This window comes from Streptomyces mesophilus, from assembly GCF_011044995.1.
Taxonomy (GTDB): Bacteria; Actinomycetota; Actinomycetes; order Streptomycetales; family Streptomycetaceae; genus Streptomyces; species Streptomyces mesophilus.
In genome coordinates, this window is sequence record NZ_JAAKZW010000003.1 from 80601 (window position 1) to 98740 (window position 18140).

At 70.9% G+C, this 18140-nt stretch carries 11 protein-coding genes; 6 read left to right on the plus strand and 5 right to left on the minus strand.

All coding sequences use genetic code 11. The features are described 5' to 3' along the window. Window positions 1-96: 96 nt before the first annotated feature. From G6045_RS02020 to G6045_RS02040, 5 genes are all read right to left on the minus strand, one after another. The gene (locus G6045_RS02020; protein ID WP_165329983.1) at window positions 97-1302 is read right to left on the minus strand and encodes an acetylornithine transaminase; all 1206 of its coding nucleotides are present in this window, start codon (window positions 1300-1302) and stop codon (window positions 97-99) included. Further along, window positions 1299-2450 (minus strand): bifunctional glutamate N-acetyltransferase/amino-acid acetyltransferase ArgJ, encoded by a 1152-nt coding sequence (gene argJ, locus G6045_RS02025; RefSeq protein WP_165329984.1) that lies wholly within the window; start codon window positions 2448-2450, stop codon window positions 1299-1301. Before argJ ends, G6045_RS02020 begins: the two co-directional genes overlap by 4 nt. Then, window positions 2447-3475 carry an N-acetyl-gamma-glutamyl-phosphate reductase gene (argC, locus tag G6045_RS02030; protein WP_165329985.1) on the minus strand — a complete coding sequence of 343 codons (1029 nt, stop codon included), beginning with the start codon at window positions 3473-3475 and terminating at the stop codon, window positions 2447-2449. Before argC ends, argJ begins: the two co-directional genes overlap by 4 nt. Window positions 3476-3564: 89 nt before the next feature. Next, window positions 3565-4776 (minus strand): serine hydrolase domain-containing protein, encoded by a 1212-nt coding sequence (locus tag G6045_RS02035; protein ID WP_235967430.1) that lies wholly within the window; start codon window positions 4774-4776, stop codon window positions 3565-3567. Window positions 4777-4916: 140 nt separating this feature from the next. After that, complete coding sequence (locus tag G6045_RS02040) at window positions 4917-5675, minus strand: thioesterase II family protein (protein ID WP_165329986.1); 759 nt, start codon at window positions 5673-5675, stop codon at window positions 4917-4919. 362 nt (window positions 5676-6037) lie between these two features. Between G6045_RS02040 and G6045_RS02045 the strand changes: the two genes are divergently transcribed. The 6 genes from G6045_RS02045 to G6045_RS02070 all read left to right on the plus strand — a co-directional run bounded on the left by G6045_RS02045 (window position 6038) and on the right by G6045_RS02070 (window position 18136). After that, a complete protein-coding gene (locus tag G6045_RS02045; RefSeq protein WP_165329987.1) occupies window positions 6038-6253 on the plus strand; it encodes an MbtH family protein in 216 nt (71 codons plus the stop codon). Between the two features lie 125 nt (window positions 6254-6378). Further along, the gene (locus G6045_RS02050; RefSeq protein ID WP_165329988.1) at window positions 6379-6993 is read left to right on the plus strand and encodes an LmbU family transcriptional regulator; all 615 of its coding nucleotides are present in this window, start codon (window positions 6379-6381) and stop codon (window positions 6991-6993) included. Between the two features lie 191 nt (window positions 6994-7184). After that, window positions 7185-8771 (plus strand): amino acid adenylation domain-containing protein, encoded by a 1587-nt coding sequence (locus G6045_RS02055; RefSeq protein WP_165329989.1) that lies wholly within the window; start codon window positions 7185-7187, stop codon window positions 8769-8771. Between the two features lie 35 nt (window positions 8772-8806). Then, complete coding sequence (locus G6045_RS02060; protein ID WP_165329990.1) at window positions 8807-9034, plus strand: acyl carrier protein; 228 nt, start codon at window positions 8807-8809, stop codon at window positions 9032-9034. Window positions 9035-9133: 99 nt separating this feature from the next. Further along, on the plus strand, window positions 9134-10321 hold the full coding sequence (locus tag G6045_RS02065) for an NAD(P)/FAD-dependent oxidoreductase (RefSeq protein ID WP_165329991.1): 1188 nt from the start codon (window positions 9134-9136) through the stop codon (window positions 10319-10321). Window positions 10322-10363: 42 nt separating this feature from the next. After that, complete coding sequence (locus G6045_RS02070) at window positions 10364-18136, plus strand: non-ribosomal peptide synthetase (RefSeq protein WP_165329992.1); 7773 nt, start codon at window positions 10364-10366, stop codon at window positions 18134-18136. The last annotated feature ends 4 nt before the right edge of the window (window positions 18137-18140 follow it).

Genomic DNA, 18140 nt, shown 5'->3' on the forward strand with positions numbered 1-18140 from the left:
TACGCGGGTCCGTTCTCGGCCGGCTGTCGTCCGCCGCCCGTCAGCCGACGGACTCCAGCCGATGGAAATGACCCGACGGAATTCAGCCGACGGAATTCAGCCGACGGATTTGAGCGCCGCGTGGAACCGGTCGAGAAACGCGTCCACCTCGTCCTCCGACACATTCAGTGGAGGTGCGAGCCGGATGACGTCCGGCACCGCCGCGTTCACCAACAGCCCCTGCTCCTGGGCCGCTTCCTGGACCCGCGCCGCGCGGGCACCGTCGAGGACGACGCCCCACAGCAGCCCGGCCCCCCTCACCTCGCGTACCAGCGGGTGGCCGAGGGCCTCGAGCCCCTGGCGCAGCCGTTGACCTGAGCGTCGTACGTGGGGGAGCAGACCGGTGTCCTCGATCGTGTCCAGGACGGCGAGGGCAGCCGCGCACACCACGGGGTTGCCGCTGAAGGTGGAGCCGTGCGTGCCTGGCGTCAGGAGCGCCGCGGCCGCGCCGAAAGCGAGGGTCGCCCCGATGGGCAGCCCGCCCCCCAGCCCCTTCGCCAGGGTGACGATGTCGGCCTCGACGCCCTCGGCCTGCGCCGCGAACCAGTGCCCGGTGCGCCCGATACCGGTCTGGATCTCGTCGAGGACCAGCAGCGTGCCGGTCGCCTCCGTGATCTCCCTGGCAGCTCGCAGATAACCGGCCGGGGGCACCACCACCCCGTTCTCGCCCTGCACCGGTTCAAGGACCACCAGCGCGGTTTCCTCGGTGACGGCGGCCCGCAGGGCCTCGGCGTCCCCGTACGGGACATGGTCGACCTCGCCCGGCAGCGGCACAAAGGGGCGCTGCTTGGCGGGCTGGCCGGTCAGCGCCAGGGCGCCCATGGTGCGCCCGTGGAAGCCGCCGGCGGCCGCCACCATATGGGTCCGGCCGGTAAGCCTGCCGATCTTGAACGCCGCCTCGTTCGCCTCCGCACCGGAGTTGGAGAAGTACACGCGGCCGTCGGTGCGGCCCGCCAGCCGCAGCAGGCGCTCCGCCAGACGTACGGGCGGTTCGGCGACGAACAGATTGGACACGTGGCCGAGCGTGTCGAACTGCCGCGTCAGAGCCAGCCGTATCGCGGGGTGGGCGTGCCCGAGCGCATTGACCGCGATGCCGCCGATGAAGTCCAGGTACTCCGTACCGTCCGCGGCCCAGACCCGCGTGCCGCGCCCCTTGACCAGAGGCAGCCGCGGCGTGCCGAAGTTGTCCATCATGACGCTGTTCCAGCGCTCGGTCAGTGTCGCGTCGGCCTCTGCTCCCGGCGCCGGGGGGGTTGTGTTCATGAGGAGTACTCGCTGTTCTCGTGGACGTAGGCCGCGGTCAGGTCGTTGGTCCACAGGATGGCGGACTGGGTGCCCGCGGACAGGTCCACGGTGATCCGCACGGCGCGGTCCGTCATGTCGACGAGCTCACGGTCCTCGCCGACGCCGCCGTTCTTGCAGACCCAGACGCCGTTGATGGCGACGTTCAGCTGGTTCGGATCGAACGCGGCCTTGGTCGTGCCGATCGCGGAGAGCACCCGGCCCCAGTTGGGGTCCTCGCCGTGGATCGCGCACTTGAGGAGGTTGTTGCGGGCGATGGACCGGCCGACCTCGACGGCGTCGTCCTCGCTCGCGGCGCCCACGACCTCGATCTCGATGTCCTTGCTGGCGCCCTCGGCGTCGCGGATCAGCTGCTGCCCGAGGTCGTCGCAGACCTCGCGCACGGCGGCGGCGAACTCCGCGTATTCGGGGGTGACTTCACTCGCCCCGGAGGCGAGCAGCAGCACGGTGTCGTTGGTCGACATGCAGCCGTCCGAATCGACCCGGTCGAAGGTCAGCCGGGTCGCGTCGCGCAACGCCTTGTCCAGTACGTCACTGTCGAGCGCCGCGTCCGTGGTGAGGACGACGAGCATGGTGGCGAGCCCGGGCGCGAGCATGCCGGCGCCCTTCGCCATCCCGCCGATGGTCCAGCCCTCTCTGGTGACCGAGGACGTCTTGGGCACCGAATCCGTGGTCATGATGGCGCGGGACGCGTCCTCGCCGCCCGCCGCGGACAGCCGGTCCATCGCCGTCTCGAGGCCGGTCAGAAGACGTCCGACGGGCAGCAGCACCCCGATCAGTCCGGTGGAGCAGATCGCCACGTCCTCGGTGTCGACGTCCAGCAGCCCGGCCGTCGTTTCGGCGGTGGCGTACGTGTCCTCGATCCCCTTGGGGCCTGTGCAGGCGTTGGCACCACCGGAGTTGATCACGACCGCACGGACCTTCCCGTCCGCGAGAACCTGCCGTGACCAGTGGACGGGTGCCGCCTGGACGCGGTTGGACGTGAAGACGCCTGCCGCGGCATGGCTCGGCCCGTGGTTGACGACGACGGCCAGGTCTTTGCCGCCGTTCTCCTTGATGCCCGCGGCGATGCCGGCCGCGGTGAAACCTCGCGCTGCGGTGACGCTCACGGTGCCACTCCGATCGTGGAAAGCCCCATGGGCTCGGGCAGGCCGAGGGCGGCATTCATGCTCTGCACGGCGCCTCCAGCGGTGCCCTTGGTCAGATTGTCGATGGCGCTGATCGCGACGAGCCGGCCGGTCGAGGTGTCGAGCGCCACCTGTATCTGGGCGCTGTTGGACCCGCACACGGCCGCGGTGTTCGGCCACTGGCCCTCGGGGAGCAGCCGTACGAACACCTCGTCGGCAAAGGCCTTCTCATACGCGGCGCGCACCTCGTCGGCCGTGGCGCCCGGGCGTGCCAAGGCCGAGCAGGTGGCGAGGATGCCGCGCGGCATGGGCGCCAGCGTCGGGGTGAAGGACACGGCGACGCGGTGGCCCGCGACGGCGCTGAGGTTCTGCACCATTTCGGGTGTGTGGCGGTGGCCGCCGCCCACTGCGTAGGGCCGCATGGAACCCATGACTTCGGAACCGAGCAGATCCGCCCGCGGGGTGCGGCCCGCGCCGGAGGTGCCGGACGCCGCGACGATCACCGCCTCGGGCTCGGCGAGGCCCGCGGCATAGGCGGGAAAGAGGGCGAGCGCCACGGCGGTCGGGTAGCAGCCCGGCACCGCGATCCGTCGGGTGCCCGCCAACTGGGCTCGGGCGCCGGGGAGTTCGGGCAGACCGTACGGCCAGGTACCGGCGTGCGCCGAGCCGTAGAACGTCTCCCAGTCGGCGGCGTCCGCGAGGCGGAAGTCGGCGCCGCAGTCCACGATGAGCGTCTCCTCGCCCAACTGGGCGGCCAGCTCGGCCGATTGCCCGTGCGGCAGGGCGAGGAAGACGACGTCGTGGCCCGCGAGGGCCGAAGCGGTGGTGGGTTCCACCACCCGGCCGGCCAGCTGGGCCAGATGCGGCTGCAGGCTGCCCAGCGCCTGTCCCGCGCTGGAGTGCCCGGTCAGGGCGCCGATCTCCACCTCGGGGTGGCCGAGGAGCAGGCGCAGGAGTTCACCTCCCGCGTAACCGGTGGCCCCGGCTACGGCTACCCGCATAGTCATAGAGCTCTCCTGATCAGAAGATGACGTGGTGGGGGCGCGTGGTCGACGCGCCCTGTGCCCGTCCTACCCGCAGCCGCTCGCGTCTCGCCTCAGTGGGTGGTGGAGGCGGGGCAGAACTCGGCGCTCATGGTGGCCAGGAGCTGGGAGAACTCCCAGTCGCCGTTGTAGTTGAAGGTGAGGGCGCGGCGGCCGTCCTCGGTGAAGGCGCTGACGGTCAGCGATCCCACCACGCCCCCGTCGTGGTACCAGATGTCCGTGCCGCAGCTCATCGTGAGCCGCTCGACACCCAGTCCGTACGACGAGGACGGGAAGTCGGGGTTGACGACCGTCGCCTTCAGTTCCGCCAACTGCTGCGCGGGCAGGAGCTTTCCGCCTATCAAGGCCCCGTAGAACCGGTTCAGGTCGGCCGCGCTGGAGATCATGTCGCCGTCGCCCCAGTTCTGCGAACCGTTGAGCGCGGTGACGTCGTCGATCCGGTCCGGCTGGGTGCCGTAGAAGAGTTTCGAGTAGTGGCGGCTGCTGGGCTTCGGCAGCGCGGTGCCGGTGCCCGGGTGGGACGTGGACGTCAGTCCGAGGGGCGCGATGACGCGACGGCGCACCTCTTCCTCGTACGTGCTGCCGACTGCCTCGACGACCAGGGCGGCCAGCAGGTCGTTGGTGTGCGAGAACGAGTGCCGCGACCCGGGCGGGAAGATCGGCGGGTGGGCGAAGGCCACCTGGAGGCGCTGCTGCGGCGTCAGGGTGTCGTAGCGGTGCTGCAGGAAGCCGTCGCCCAAGGTGTACGTCTCGTAGTACGTCGGGTCGGCGAGGTAGTCGTACAGGCCCGTGGTGTGGTTGAGCAGCTGCCGCACGGTGATCTTGCTGCCGTCGTTGCCGCCGCCCGTGACCACCCCGGGCAGATGGCGCTGCACCGTGTCGTCGAGGCCGAGCTTGCCCTCCGCCGCCATCTGCAGCAGGACCGTCGCCACAAAGGTGTTGGTGAGCCCGCCGATGCGGAACCGGTCGTTCAGGCTGCGTGCCTGGCCTGTCTGGCGGTTCCCCACACCGACGGCGGCCCGCCAGGTCCCGTTCCTGTCCCGAATCTCCGCGACGGCCCCCGGGACGCCGGCCTGCACGGCGGCCTGCAGCGCGCTCAGGGTGGCCTGGTGTCCGGGGGCCACATCGGACGTGCTGGACCCGGAAGCGCCGGCCACGGGAGTGTCCTGCGCGGCGTGCGCCGTCCCGGTCAGCGTCGCGGCCGTGAGCAGCAGCGCCGCCACGGCGCTCGCACCGGCTGTTGATCTGCGTATCGGCATCGTCATTGCCCCGCTCCTCAGCGTCAGCCGTACCTGGCTTGATCCGCACTTGTACGGTTCGTGGGCGGCAGAGTAGGCAGACGGTCTTGTGCGGGAACAGCGTGATCCGGCCATCGGACGTTGTCGGCGGTGTTCTCAACTCGCCGCTATTGCACGGCAGTTGACCGTTCCCTCAGGATCCGCAACGCCGTTTCCGCGTCCCGCTCGACGCTGCGCAGCAGCGGTTCGGGGTCGTCCAGGAAGTAGAAGTGGCCCCCGTTGAAGCTCCGCAGCCCCAGGAAGTGCTCGGCGTGCGATTCCCAGCCGGACATCAGCGGGGAGACCGCGAAGTCCTCGCGGCCCGCGTACGCCGACAGCGCCGTGGGCAGCGGCCCGGCGCCGGGCGTGGGACGCCAGCTCTCCACCACGCGCAGATCGGCCCGGATCACCGGCGCGTACAGCGCCCACAGGGACGGGTCGTCCAGGATCCCGGCCGGCGTACCGCCAAGCCCTTGGAGTCGGGTGCGCAGTGCGGCGTCCGGCAGCGCGTGCCATCCCGGCGACCGGCCCTGCGCGGGCGATGCGACGGGCGCCGGGCGGGCCGAGACCCCCAGCCACACCGGGACGGGCAGCCCCCTGTCCGTGGCCCGGCGGGCGATCTCGTACGCCACCAGGGCGCCCATGCTGTGCCCGAACAGGGCGTAGGGGACGGGCAGTTCGGGCTCGATCTCGCCCAGCAGGAAATCCGCGAGCCGGCCCGCGTCGTCGAGCGGCTGCGAGCCGATGCGCCGGCCGTGCCCCGGGGCGTCGAGCAGGGTCACGTCCCAGTGGCCGGGCAGGGCCGCCGGCCAGTGCCGGTAGGTCACATGGGAGCCGCCCGCATGGTGCAGGACGAACAGACGCAGGGCTTGTTGCGACGACACCATCGCTCTCCCTCGGTAGGGCGGCTCGGCCGCGACCCTCACCACGGCGGCTCGACAACGGCCCCTCGGGTACGGCCGGCCGCTCGGTGAACGCGGCATCGTGGCACACCACGAGGGGTGCGGTACAGAGAATCCGGGCCGCGGCGAGCACCACGGACGCCGGAAGAAGACCGCGCTTGGCACGCCGCCGGACCGCTTCCTACGGTGACGGGGCATCGCCGGGCCGCTACCGGCGCCGGATGTCCTGTCGACCGGACGGCCGCCGCCCCGGCGGCCCGCACCGGGGCGACAACGCGCCCGGCACGGCGATCGTGCAGTGCGAGTGACCCATGAGTGACCCATGACGGACAAGGACGGTGCCCCAGTTGAGCACGAACCCCTTTGACGACGCGGACGGTCGCTTCTACGTCGTGGTCAACGACGAGGAGCAGCACTCCCTGTGGCCGGTGTTCGCCGAGGTGCCCGCCGGCTGGCGCACCGTCTTCGGTGAGGCCTCCCGCGCCGAGTGCCTCGAGTACGTGGAGCAGAACTGGACCGATCTGCGTCCCAAGAGCCTGCGCGAGGCGATGGCGGCGGGCTGACACCACGGTCTTCGGCAAGGCGATCCGAGAGGCGGGTGAATCAGGTGACGGGCGCTGCGCGGACCACGGGCGCACACCGGGCGACGTCGGCGCGAGGCCCTGAGCCGGCGGCGCAGCACCAGATCATGCCCTCCCTCGCCGGGACGCCCGCCACGGTGCAGAAGTCGGGGATGACCTTTCCGCAGAACCTGCCGGAGCGGTCCTGGGAGCAGATCGGGGCCAACCTCCGTGAGCTGGCCAACTCCTCGGCCTGGTGGCTCGCGGACTGGCTGCTCTACGGCGAGGCCACCTACGGCTGGCGGCGCTACAAGGAGGCGATCGAGCGCACCGGGCTCGACTACCAGACCCTGCGCAACTACGCCTGGGTGGCACGGCGGTTCGAGCACCACCGCAGACACGACGCCCTGAGCTTCGCCCACCACGCCGAGGTGACCCGGCTGGCTCCACCGGAACAGGACTACTGGCTGCGCAAGGCCGCACAGCACAAGTGGTCGCGCAACGAACTGCGCCGGGCGGTCCGTGCCGCCCTCGCCGCACAGAGCGACGAGACCCAGGCGCTCCCCGAAGGCAAGCAACAGCAGGCTCCGGCGCCGGCCGAGCAGGAGCCGGCAGCCCAGATCACCGTCGAGCTCTCGGCCCGACAACTCGAGCACTGCTCGAAGGCCGCCGCCGCACACGGACTGCCCCTGGACAAGTGGGTGGCCCAGGTGCTCGAGACCTTCGAGACACCCGCGACCTAGGCCGCGCCCCCGAGGTGCCGGATGTGTCAACGCCGCGCTGTCCACCAGGACTCGGCGGTGCGTACCTGCCTGCCCGGGCCCGCACACCCGGCACGCACCGAGCACCACCTCTGACCGGCCGGCCCGCCCCACCTCCCCGGGGCGAGCCGGCGGCCCGCCCACCGGACCGTCTTTCACAACGGAGTCAGCTGATGATCCTTCAGGGAAAGCGGGTCGCCCTGCCCCCGAAGCCTGTCGTCCACCACCGGTTCGAGGCGAACGCGGCGGCGGCGCCCGATGCCGTCGCCGTCGTGTGGGCCGGCCGGCAGGTGACGTACGCGGAACTGGACGCGCGCGCGAACCAGTTCGCCCACTTCCTGACCGCGCGCGGGCACGGCCGCGGCGCCCTGGTCGGCATCTGCCTCGACTACTCCGTCGACCTGCTCGTCGCCATCCTCGGCACGATCAAGGCGGGCGCGGCCTATGTGCCGTTCGACCCTGCCTACCCGGCGGAGCGCCTCGCATTGCTCCTCGGCCAGGTCCCGGACCTCGCCCTGATCGTCGCCTCCCCGGCCACGGCGGACATGGTGGGCTCGGCGAACGCCGACCTCGTCGACCTGGATCAGCTCGCGGACGAACTGGCCGCCCTGCCGGCAACCGCCCCGGCCGTCGAGGTCACCGGCGACGACCTCTGCTACGCCGTCTTCACCTCCGGCTCCACCGGCACGCCGAAACTCACCGCCGTACGGCACGAGGGCTGGTTCAACCTCATGAACTGGCTGCAGCTCGAGTACGGCCTCGACAACGCCTCGCACAACCTGGTCGTCAGCGCCTTCGGCTTCGACCTGTCCCAACGCGCCCTGATGACACCGCTGTTCTGCGGCGCCACCCAGCACCTCCTCGCCAGCCGCAACTTCGACGCGATGATGGCCTACCGCGTCCTGAAGGACCACGACGTCCGGGTGGTGCACTGCGCCTCCAGCACCCTGTACGTCCTGGTGGACTGGGAGCGGGCCCGCGGCGGCGACGCGCTCTCCCGGCTCGACTACATCCTGTTCGGCGGCGAAGCACTGAAGGCCGAACGGCTCGCCGGCTGGGCACGACGCGAGGGCAACACCTGCACGCTGCTGCACCAGTACGGTGTCGCCGAGTGCACCGACGTCGCCACCTCCTACGACCTGGCCGACTACTGGCGCGCGGATCACGACATCCCGCCGGTCGGCCTGCCCGCGTACAACACGGACATCCACCTCCTCGACGAGGAACTGCGCCCGGTCGGGGCGGGGGAGCACGGAGAGATCTGCATCGCCGGGGCCGGCGTCGGCGCAGGCTACCTGGGCGCCGCGGGCCCCGAGAACGCGAAGTTCAAGACGGTCGAGGTCGACGGCGCGGCGGTGCGGCTGTACCGCACGGGCGACCGCGGCTTCGTGACCGAGTCCGGTGAACTGATCGTCGCCGGACGGATGGACGCGCAGGTGAAGGTGCGCGGTATGCGCATCGACCCCACCGACATCGAGCGCGCGCTCGGCCGGCTCGCCGGCATCCGCGAGGCCGCCGTCGCCGTCGTGCACACCCCCGCGGGAGAGGCCGAGCTCACCGCGTTCATCGTGCCCACGCGCGAGGAGCTCAGCGAGGACGAGGTACGCACCCGACTGCTGCGCACCCTGCCGCGGAACATGGTCCCCGCCCGGTTCGTGAACGTGCTGCGGCTCCCCTTGAGCCCGCACGGGAAAGTCGACCGCCCGGCGCTGGTCGCTGCCCTCGAGAAGTCCTACGCCCACAGCGGCACGGCCGCATAGCAGCCGGATCCGACGACGACCCCGAAAGGAAACCGATGACAGCCGACCGTGTGCGCGCCATCTGGTGCCGGGAACTGGGGCGCGACGACATCGCGCCCGACGACGACTTCTTCGCCCTGGGCGGCCAGTCCTTGATCATGGTGAAGATCCAGGGTGCCTTCATGGAGGAGCTGGACGTCGAGGTCCCGATGGACCAGATGTTCCTCCACCCGACAGTGGCGTCGATCTCCGCCTACATCGAATCCCTCTGCCCCACGGCCTGAAGTCCCACGGCCTGAAGTCCACGGCCTGAAGTCCACGGCCTCAAGGCCTTCGCCGCAGCCGCGCTGCGTCAAGAAACTACCTGGTTAGAGAGGCGCGCCATGTACGACGTCATTGTCATCGGTGCCCGTTGTGCGGGTTCGCCGACCGCCATGCTGTTCGCGCGGCAGGGCTATCGGGTCCTGCTCCTGGAGAAGGCGAAGTTCCCGCAGGACACCCTGTCCTCGCACTACATCCACATGCAGGGGATGTCCCTGCTCAGCCGCTGGGGCCTGCTCGACAAGCTCGAGCGCGCCGGCTGCCGCAAGATCACCAAGCAGAGTTACGAAGGTCCCGGCGTCCGCGTCGAAGGCTTCTCGCTGCCGCTGGAAGGCCTGAACTACACCTACGCGCCCCGCCGTTACGTACTCGACCCGCTGCTCGCCGAAGGAGCGGTCGAGGCCGGCGTGGACTTCCAGGAGAGCTCCGCCGTCAAGGACCTGCTGTGGGAGGACGACCGCGTCGTCGGCGTGAAGTACACGACGCCCGCGGGTACCGAGACCACCGCACGCGCGCGGCTCGTCGTCGGCGCCGACGGCATGCGCTCGCTGGTGGCCCGCAAGACCGGTGCGCAGAACGTCATCGAGCACCCCAGGGTGACCTGCACGTATTACAGCTACTGGGCGAACGTGCCCACGCACTTCGAGCTGTACGAGCGCCCCGGCCGCTGGATCGGCGTCATCCCCACCAACGACGACCTCACGCTGCTCATGACGTACTTCCCGCAGGACGAGTACAACGACGTGCGCAAGGGGGTCGAGCCCTTCTACCTGGAGACCTTCCGCTCCACGGCGCCCGAGCTCTTCGAGCGGATGCAGTCGGGCGAGCGCGTCGAGCAGCTGTACGGCACGGGCCACCAGGAGAACTACTTCCGCAAGGCGTACGGGCCCGGCTGGGTGCTCGTGGGTGACGCGGTCAACCACAAGGACTCGATCACGGCCCGCGGCATTACCGAGGCCTTCGTCCAGGCCCAGACGCTGACCGACAACATCGGCGACAAGCTGCACGAGGACGCCGCGCTCGCCTCCGCCCTGCGGGCCTACGAGAACAACCTGAGCGGCGAGGCACTCAGCCACTACCAGGGCGCGCTGAACGTGGCCGAGCTCAAGCCCCAGGGGCGCGTCGACATGCTGCAGAAGCTGGTCGGCCATCAGGAGCACATCGACCGCTACTTCTCCACGCTGTCGGGTGCCTGCTCCATCGACGACTTCTACAACGACGAGCTCCTCGACCTGCTCGACATGAACTGAAGCACGCCTCAGCCCCCAGGTTTTCGCCGATTTGGAGAAACAATGATCCCGTTGTCGTTCGCCCAGCGTCGGCTGTGGTTCGTGGACCGGTTCGAGGGCCCTTCGCCGACCTACAACGGCGCGTTCGCCCTGCGGCTGACCGGTGAACTCAACGTGGGGGCGCTTCAGGCGGCGCTGCGCGACGTCGTCGACCGGCACGAGGTGCTGCGCACGGTGATCGTCGAGGGCGAGGACGGCACCCCGTACCAGCGGGTGCTCGGCCCGGAGGAGCAGCCCTTCGAACTGCCCGTCGCCGATGTCGTGGCGGGGGAGCTGGCAGCGGCCGTGGAGGCGACCGCCACCCGGACCTTCGACCTGGCCGCGGACGCGCCCATCCGGGCCAGGCTGCTGCGGACCTCGCCCGCCGACCACACCCTGGTCGTCGTCGCCCACCACATCGCGGTGGACGGCGAGTCGTTCGGGCCGCTGTTCCGGGACCTGACGGAGGCGTACGCGGCACGCGGCGAGGGCCGGGCTCCGGCGTGGGAGCAACTGCCGGTGCAGTACGCGGACTACACGCTGTGGCAGCGGGACGTCCTGGGCGACGAGTCCGACCCCGAGAGCGTCTCGGCACGTCAACTGGCGTACTGGCGTGAAGCGTTGACGGGTCTGCCCCAGCCGCTTGCGTTGCCGACGGACCGCCCGCGCCCGCGGGTGATGAGCGCCGAGGGCGACCGTATCCCGTTCGCGATCACTCCCGAGCTGCTCAAGTGCGTGGAACAGCTCGCCGCCGAGCTGGAGACCACGGTCTCGATGGTCATGCATTCCGCGCTCGCGGTGCTCCTGCACCAGCTCGGCTGCGGCGAGGACGTGTCCATCGGCGCCCCGATCACCGACCGTACCGACGAGGACCTGCGCGACCTCGTCGGCTTCTTCGTCAACACCTGGGTGCTGCGCGTCGACCTGAGCGGACGCCCCGCCTTCCGGGAGCTCCTCGCCCAGGTGCGGGAGAAGTCCCTGGCCGCGTACGACAACCAGGACATGCCCTTCGAACGGCTCGTGGAGCTGCTCAACCCGGACCGCTCCACCGCGTACAACCCGTTCTTCCAGGTCATGCTCTCCTGGCAGCCGCCCGTGCCGCCGCTGTCGCTGCCCGGACTCGGCGTCGAAGTCCAGCGTCTGGAGACGCAGACCGCGAAGTTCGACCTGTTCTTCGACCTGGTCCCGCTCAGCGAAGGCGGCGCCCGCTGCCGCCTGGAGTACGCCTCCAGCCTGTTCGACCGGACCACCGCCACCGCGCTCGCCGACCGCTTCGTGCGCGTCCTCACCCAGGTCGTGGCAGACCCGCAGGTTGCGATCACCGCCGTCGACGTCCTCGACGACACCGAACGCGCCGAACTGGTGCACCGCTTCGACACCGGTGCGCCCGCCGAGGACGAGCCGACGATCCCGGAGGCCTTCGAACGCCAGGTCGCCGCCTCGCCGGACGCTCCCGCGCTCGAATGCGACGGCCGGGTGCTGACCTACCGCGAACTCGACGACCGGGCCAACGCCGTCGCCTGGGAGCTGATCCGGCGCGGCGCAGGACCCGAGGACCTCGTCGTGCTCGCCCTGCCGCGCACCGAGGACCTGGTGGCCGCACTCCTCGGCATCCTCAAGTCCGGTGCCGGATACGTTCCGTTGGACCCCCAGTACCTCGGCGGTCGCGCCCACAGCGTGCTGTCGGAGGCGGCGCCCCGGTTCGCCGTCACCGACACCGCGACCTGGCAGCAGACGCCCGACAACGACGTCGACTGCGTCCTGCTCGACCGGCGCGCCGACTGGCAGACACCCGCCGGAGTCCCGGACGACACCACCCGCACCGCGCCGCTCGGCCCGGACAACCTCGCGTACGTGATGTACACCTCCGGCTCCACCGGCAAGCCCAAGGGCGCCTCGATCACCCACCGCAACGTCGTGGGCGGCGTACGGGAGCTGACCCGCGTCCTCGACGTGCCGCCCGGCTGGCGCATGCTCGCCGCCACCTCGGTCAACTTCGACGTCTCCGTCTTCGAGCTGCTCACCACCCTCACCACCGGCGGCACCGCCGAGCTCGTGCCCAACGCGCTGGCGCTCGCCGAACGCGACGGCTGGGACGGCCAGATCCTCAGCGGCGTCCCCTCCGTGCTCGGCGAACTGGTCGGGCACCTGGACAAGGCACCGAACCTGCGCACCGTCGTCCTCGCCGGCGACGTGCTTCCGGGCCGCCTGGTGCGCCGCCTGCGCGAAGCCCTGCCGCAGGCACGGATCGTCAACTCGTACGGGCAGAGCGAGAGTTTCTACGCCACCACCTTCGCCCTCGGCGCCGGCGACGCCTTCGACGACGGTGACGTCGCCCCCATCGGCACCCCGCTCGGCAACATGCGCGCCTACGTCCTGGGCCCCGGGCTCGTACCGGTGCCGCGCGGAGTCGTCGGTGAGCTGTACGTGGCGGGCGGCTGCCTGGGCCGCGGCTACCACGGCCGCCCGGCCCTGACCGCCGAACGCTATGTGCCCAGCCCCTTCGGCCCGGCCGGTGAGCGGATGTACCGCACCGGCGACCTGGCCCGCTGGACCCCCGACGGCGAGCTGGAGTGCGTCGGCCGCGGCGACGGCCAGGTCAAGGTGCGCGGCTTCCGTATCGAGACCGCCGAGGTCGAGGCGGCCATCACCGCCCACCCCGGCATCAGCGAGGCCGTCGTGATCAGCCGCGAGGCGCCCTCGGGCGGCAAGCGGCTCGTCGCCTACGTGGTGCACACCGGCGAGGGAGCCGTCGGCGACGACGGCGCCGGCGGCATCGGCGACGTGGACGTGCTCGCCGGCGCGTCCTCCGCCGAACTGCGCAAGTACGTCGCCGCCCGCCTGCCCGACTACATGGTGCCGTCCGCCTTCGTGGCCCTCGGCAAACTGCCGCTCGGCCCCACCGGCAAGCTGGACCGCTCGGCCCTGCCCGAGCCGGAGTTCCACGGCGAGGCCTACCGGGAGCCGCGCACCGAAGCCGAGTTGATCATCACGGCGGCGTACGCGGACGTCCTCGGTGTGGACCGGGTCGGCGTCGACGACGACTTCTTCGCGGTGGGCGGCGACAGCCTGCGCTCCATCCAGGTGGTGGCCCGCACCCGCGCCCGGGGCCTCGAGGTCTCCACCCGGGAGATCTTCGAATGCCGCACGGCCGCCCGTCTCGCCGAGGTGGCCTCCGACCGCAAGGACCGCGCCCCGGTCCTCGCGGAGGACGAGAGCGGCGGCGTCGGCACGATGCCGCTCCAGCCCGTGGCGCAGCACGTCTTCGGGCAGGGCGGCGGCACGAACCGGTTCGCCATGTCGATGGTCCTCGAACTGCCCGCCGCCATCGACGCGGACGGCCTCGCCGCCACCCTGGACGCCGTCCTCGACCGGCACGACCTGCTCCGCTCCCGCCTCGTCCCCGGCGACGAACCCACCCTCCTCATAGCCGAACCCGGCAGCGTACGGGCCGCCGGCCTCATCACCCGGGTCGACTGCGACGGCCGCTGGGACGAGCCGTCCGCCCTCGCCCTGGCGAAGGCCGAGCTGTACGACGCGACCGGCCGCCTCGACCCCGAGGCCGGCACCATGGCCGACTTCGTCTGGTTCGCCCCGCCGACGGGCGCGGGCCGGCTGCTCGTGGTGCTGCACCACCTGGTGGTCGACGGCGTCTCCTGGCGCATCCTCATGTCGGACTTCGCCGAGGCCTGGCAGCAGGTCCGCGACGGGAAGACGCCCGAACTCGCCGCCGTCGGCACCTCCGCCCGCCGCTGGGCCGCCGCCCTCGAGGACGAGGCCCACAACCCCACACGCGAAGCCGAACTCACCTACTGGCGAGACCTGTTGGAGTCACCCGGCGCCGACGCCCCGCTCGGCGCCCGCGCCTTCGACCCCGCCCTCGACACCTGGTCCACCGTCGAGACCGTCCGGGTCCAGCTGCCCGCCGACGTCACCGAAGCGGTCCTGACCAAGCTGCCCGCCGCCTACAAGAGCACCGGCACCGACGTCCTGCTCGCCGCCCTGGCCATCGCGCTCGACTGGTGGCGCGGCACCGAGAGTGCCGCACTCGTCCGTCTCGAAGGACACGGCCGCGAGGAGGACGCCGTTCCCGGCGCCGATCTCTCCCGCACCGTCGGCTGGTTCACCACCATGTACCCGGCGCGCGTCGACGTGCGGGGCCTGTCGACGGCCGACGTGCTGGCCGGCGGCGCCGCGGCCGGCGAGGCGATCAAGCGGGTCAAGGAGCAGCTGCGCGAAGCCCCGGACAAGGGACTCGGTTACGGCCTCCTGCGCCACCTCAACGCCGACACCGCCGAACACATCGCCGAGCTGCCGGTGCCGCAGATCGGCTTCAACTACCTCGGCCGCATCTCCGACTCCGACGTGCCCGAGCATCTGCGCACCGACGGCTGGGGCCCCTCGCCCTGGTCCGCCGAACTCATCGCCGAACCCGACCCGGACCTGCCCGCGCTGTCCGCCCTCGAAGTCAACTCGGTGGCCACAGACACTCCCGAAGGCACCCGCCTGCAGGCCGCGTTCATGTGCGCGAGCGGAGTGCTGTCCCGCGAGCGGACCGCCGAACTCGCCGACCTGTGGATCGTGGTGCTGCGCGGCATGGCCGCGCACGCCACGAGCGGCCGGGCCGGCGGGCTCACCCCCTCGGACGCCCCCCTCGTCAGGGTGCGCCAGAGCGACATCGAGACGTGGGAGGAGCGCTACGGCCGCCTGGTCGAGGTGTGGCCGCAGGCACCGGGCCAGCTGGGCATCCAGTTCCAGGCCGCGCTCGCCGACGGCGCCTTCGACGTCTACCACATGCAGTTCGTGCTCCATCTGTCCGGCCCCGTCGTCCCCGAGCGTATGCGCGCGGCCGGCCAGGCCCTCCTCGAGCGGTACCCGAACCTGCGCTCCGCGTTCGTCACCACCGCCGACGGCGAACCGGTCCAGGTCGTTGCCGAGCACGTCGACCTGCCCTGGCGCCACCTCGACCTGACCGGACAGAACGCGGCCGACCAGGACGCCGCCCTTGACGCGGCCCTCGCCGCCGACCGCACCGACCAACTCGACCCCGTCCGGCCTCCGTTGCTCCGCCTCGCCCTGCTCACCTGCGGGCCGGACACGTCCAAGCTCATCCTCACCGCGCACCACACCCTCTTCGACGGCTGGTCCTCACCGCTGGTCATCAAGGACCTCATCAGCCTGTACGCGGAAGCCGGCGAACTCGCCCCGGTCCGCTCCTACGGCGACTACCTGGCCTGGCTGACCCGCCAGGACCGCGCGGCCTCGGCCGCCCGCTGGAAGGCCGAACTGGAAGGGTTCGACGAGCCGACCCTCGTGGCCGCGGGCCTGCCGTCGAAGGGCGAAGCCGCCTCGCTCGGCCGCGTCGAGGTCCCGCTGTCGATCGACAAGGGCCGCGAACTCGCCCGGCGCGCGGCCGAACTCGGCGTCACCCTCAACACTCTCCTTCAGGGCGCCTGGGCCATCGTGATCTCCAAGCTCACCGGGCAGCAGGACGTGGTGTTCGGCGCGGCCGTCAACGGCCGCCCGGCGGAGGTGACCGGCAGTGACGAGATGGTCGGCCTGTTCATCAACTCCCTGCCCACCAGGGCACGCTGCCTGCCCGCCAGCACACTGGCGGAGGTCGTCACCGACCTGCAGAACCGGCAGATCAGCCTGATCGACCACCACTACTACGGCCTGGCCGACATCCAGCGCGGCACCGGACTGCCCGCCCTGTTCGACACGATCGTCGTCTTCGAGAACTACCCGGTCGACCGCGAGGGCATCGTCGACGCCAACGACTCGGCCGGCATCTCCATCGACGCCATCCGCCCCTTCGCCGGCTCGCACTACCCCCTCACCCTCAACTCCTCCGACCCCTACCTGCGGCTCTCCCTCGACTACCAGAAGAACATCTACGACCACGAGGCGGCCGAGACCGTCGCGGGCCGGCTCGTCCGGGTCCTCGAGCAGATCCTCGAGGACCCGTCGGTCCCGGTCAGCTCGGTCGAGGTGCTGGGGGAGGAGGAACGCGACTGGTTGGTGCGCGGGGTGAATGACACCGTGCAGCCGGTGGAGGACGGCACGCTGCCGTCGGCGTTTGAGGCGCAGGTGGCGCGGACGCCGGATGCGCTTGCCCTGGTGGGTGAGCAGGAGCGGTTGTCGTACGGGGAGTTCAACCGGCGTGCGAACCAGTTGGCGCATTGGCTGGTCGAGCAGGGTGCGGGGCCTGAGTTGCTGGTGGCGGTGAAGATTCCGCGGTCGGTGGGTCTGCTGGTGGCCATCTATGCGGTGGTCAAGGCGGGTGCGGCGTATGTGCCGATCGATCCGGAGTTGCCCGAGGACCGTGTGCGGCACGTCCTCGCGAGCGCGAAGCCGCTGCTGGTGCTGGAGGAAGAACTCCCGGACGTGTCCGGGTATCCGGAGTCGAATCCGGTGCGTGAGCTGTCGCCGGACAATGCGGCGTACGCGATCTTCACGTCGGGTTCGACGGGTGGTCCGAAGGGTGTGCCGGTGGCGCACCGGGCGATCATGAACCGTCTGGCGTGGGGTCTTTCGCACTTCTCTGTCGGTGTCGAGGACCGGGTGCTGTTGAGCACGACGGCGAGTTTCGACGTATCGGTGCCGGAGATCTTCGCCCCGTTGCAGGTGGGTGCGGCCATTGTGATCGCGCGCCCGGACGGCCGACGCGACCCGGCGTATCTCGCGGAGCTGATCCAGCGCGAGGGAGTCACGGGCGCGGACTTCGTACCGTCCCTGCTCGAAGCATTCGTGGCAGAGCCCTCGGCAAAGGGATGCACCAGCCTGCGCTGGATCGAGGTCGCGGGCGAAGCCTTCCCGCCGCAACTCGCCAACCGTGTCAGCCAGTTGCTCCCCTCCTGCTCCGTCAACAACCTTTACGGGCCCACCGAGGCGGCGGTGGAGGTCACCGCCTGGGAGCACGTGCCGGGTGAGGACCGGGTGCCGATCGGTGCCCCGGTATGGAACACCCAGGTGTACGTACTCGACTCGGCGCTGCGACCGGTCGCACCCGGTGTGGCGGGGGAGTTGTACCTCGCCGGGGTCCAGCTGGCCCGCGGCTACCTCGGGCAGACCGGTCTCACGGCGGGCCGGTTCGTGGCCTCACCCTTCGGCGAGCCCGGCAGCCGCATGTACCGCACGGGCGACTTGGTGAAGTGGACCAAGGACGGCCAGGTCGAATACCTCGGCCGCACCGACTTCCAGGTCAAGGTCCGCGGCTTCCGTATCGAACTCGGCGAGATCGAACAGGTCCTGGCCAAACACCCACAGGTCGACAGCGCGGTCGCCGTGGTCCGCGAGGACCGCGCCGACGACCAGCGGATCGTCGCGTACGTGGTGCCCGGACCGGCCCTGGCCGGCCCCGCCGAGGTGGACGTCGCGGCGCTCACCGACTTGGCCCGCGAGCATCTGCCGGAGTACATGGTGCCCTCGGCGATCATGCCGCTCGCCGCGTTCCCGCAGACACCGAGCGGAAAGCTCGACCGGGGCGCGCTGCCCGCACCGGACCGCCCCGAGGCGGACACCGGGCGCGGCCCGCGCAACCACAACGAGGAAGTCCTGTGCCGGCTCTTCGCCGAGCTGCTCGGCGTGGACCGTATCGGTATCGACGCCGACTTCTTCGACAACGGCGGCCACTCGCTGCTGGCCACGCGGCTCGTCGGCCGCATCCGCAGCGAGCTGAAGGTCGACGTGAAGGTCACGACCGTGTTCCGCAGCCCGACCGTCGCCGACCTGGCGGCCCGGGTCGAGAAGTCGGGCAAGTCGAACCGCCTTCAGCTGAAGCAGATGAACGGATGAGGAG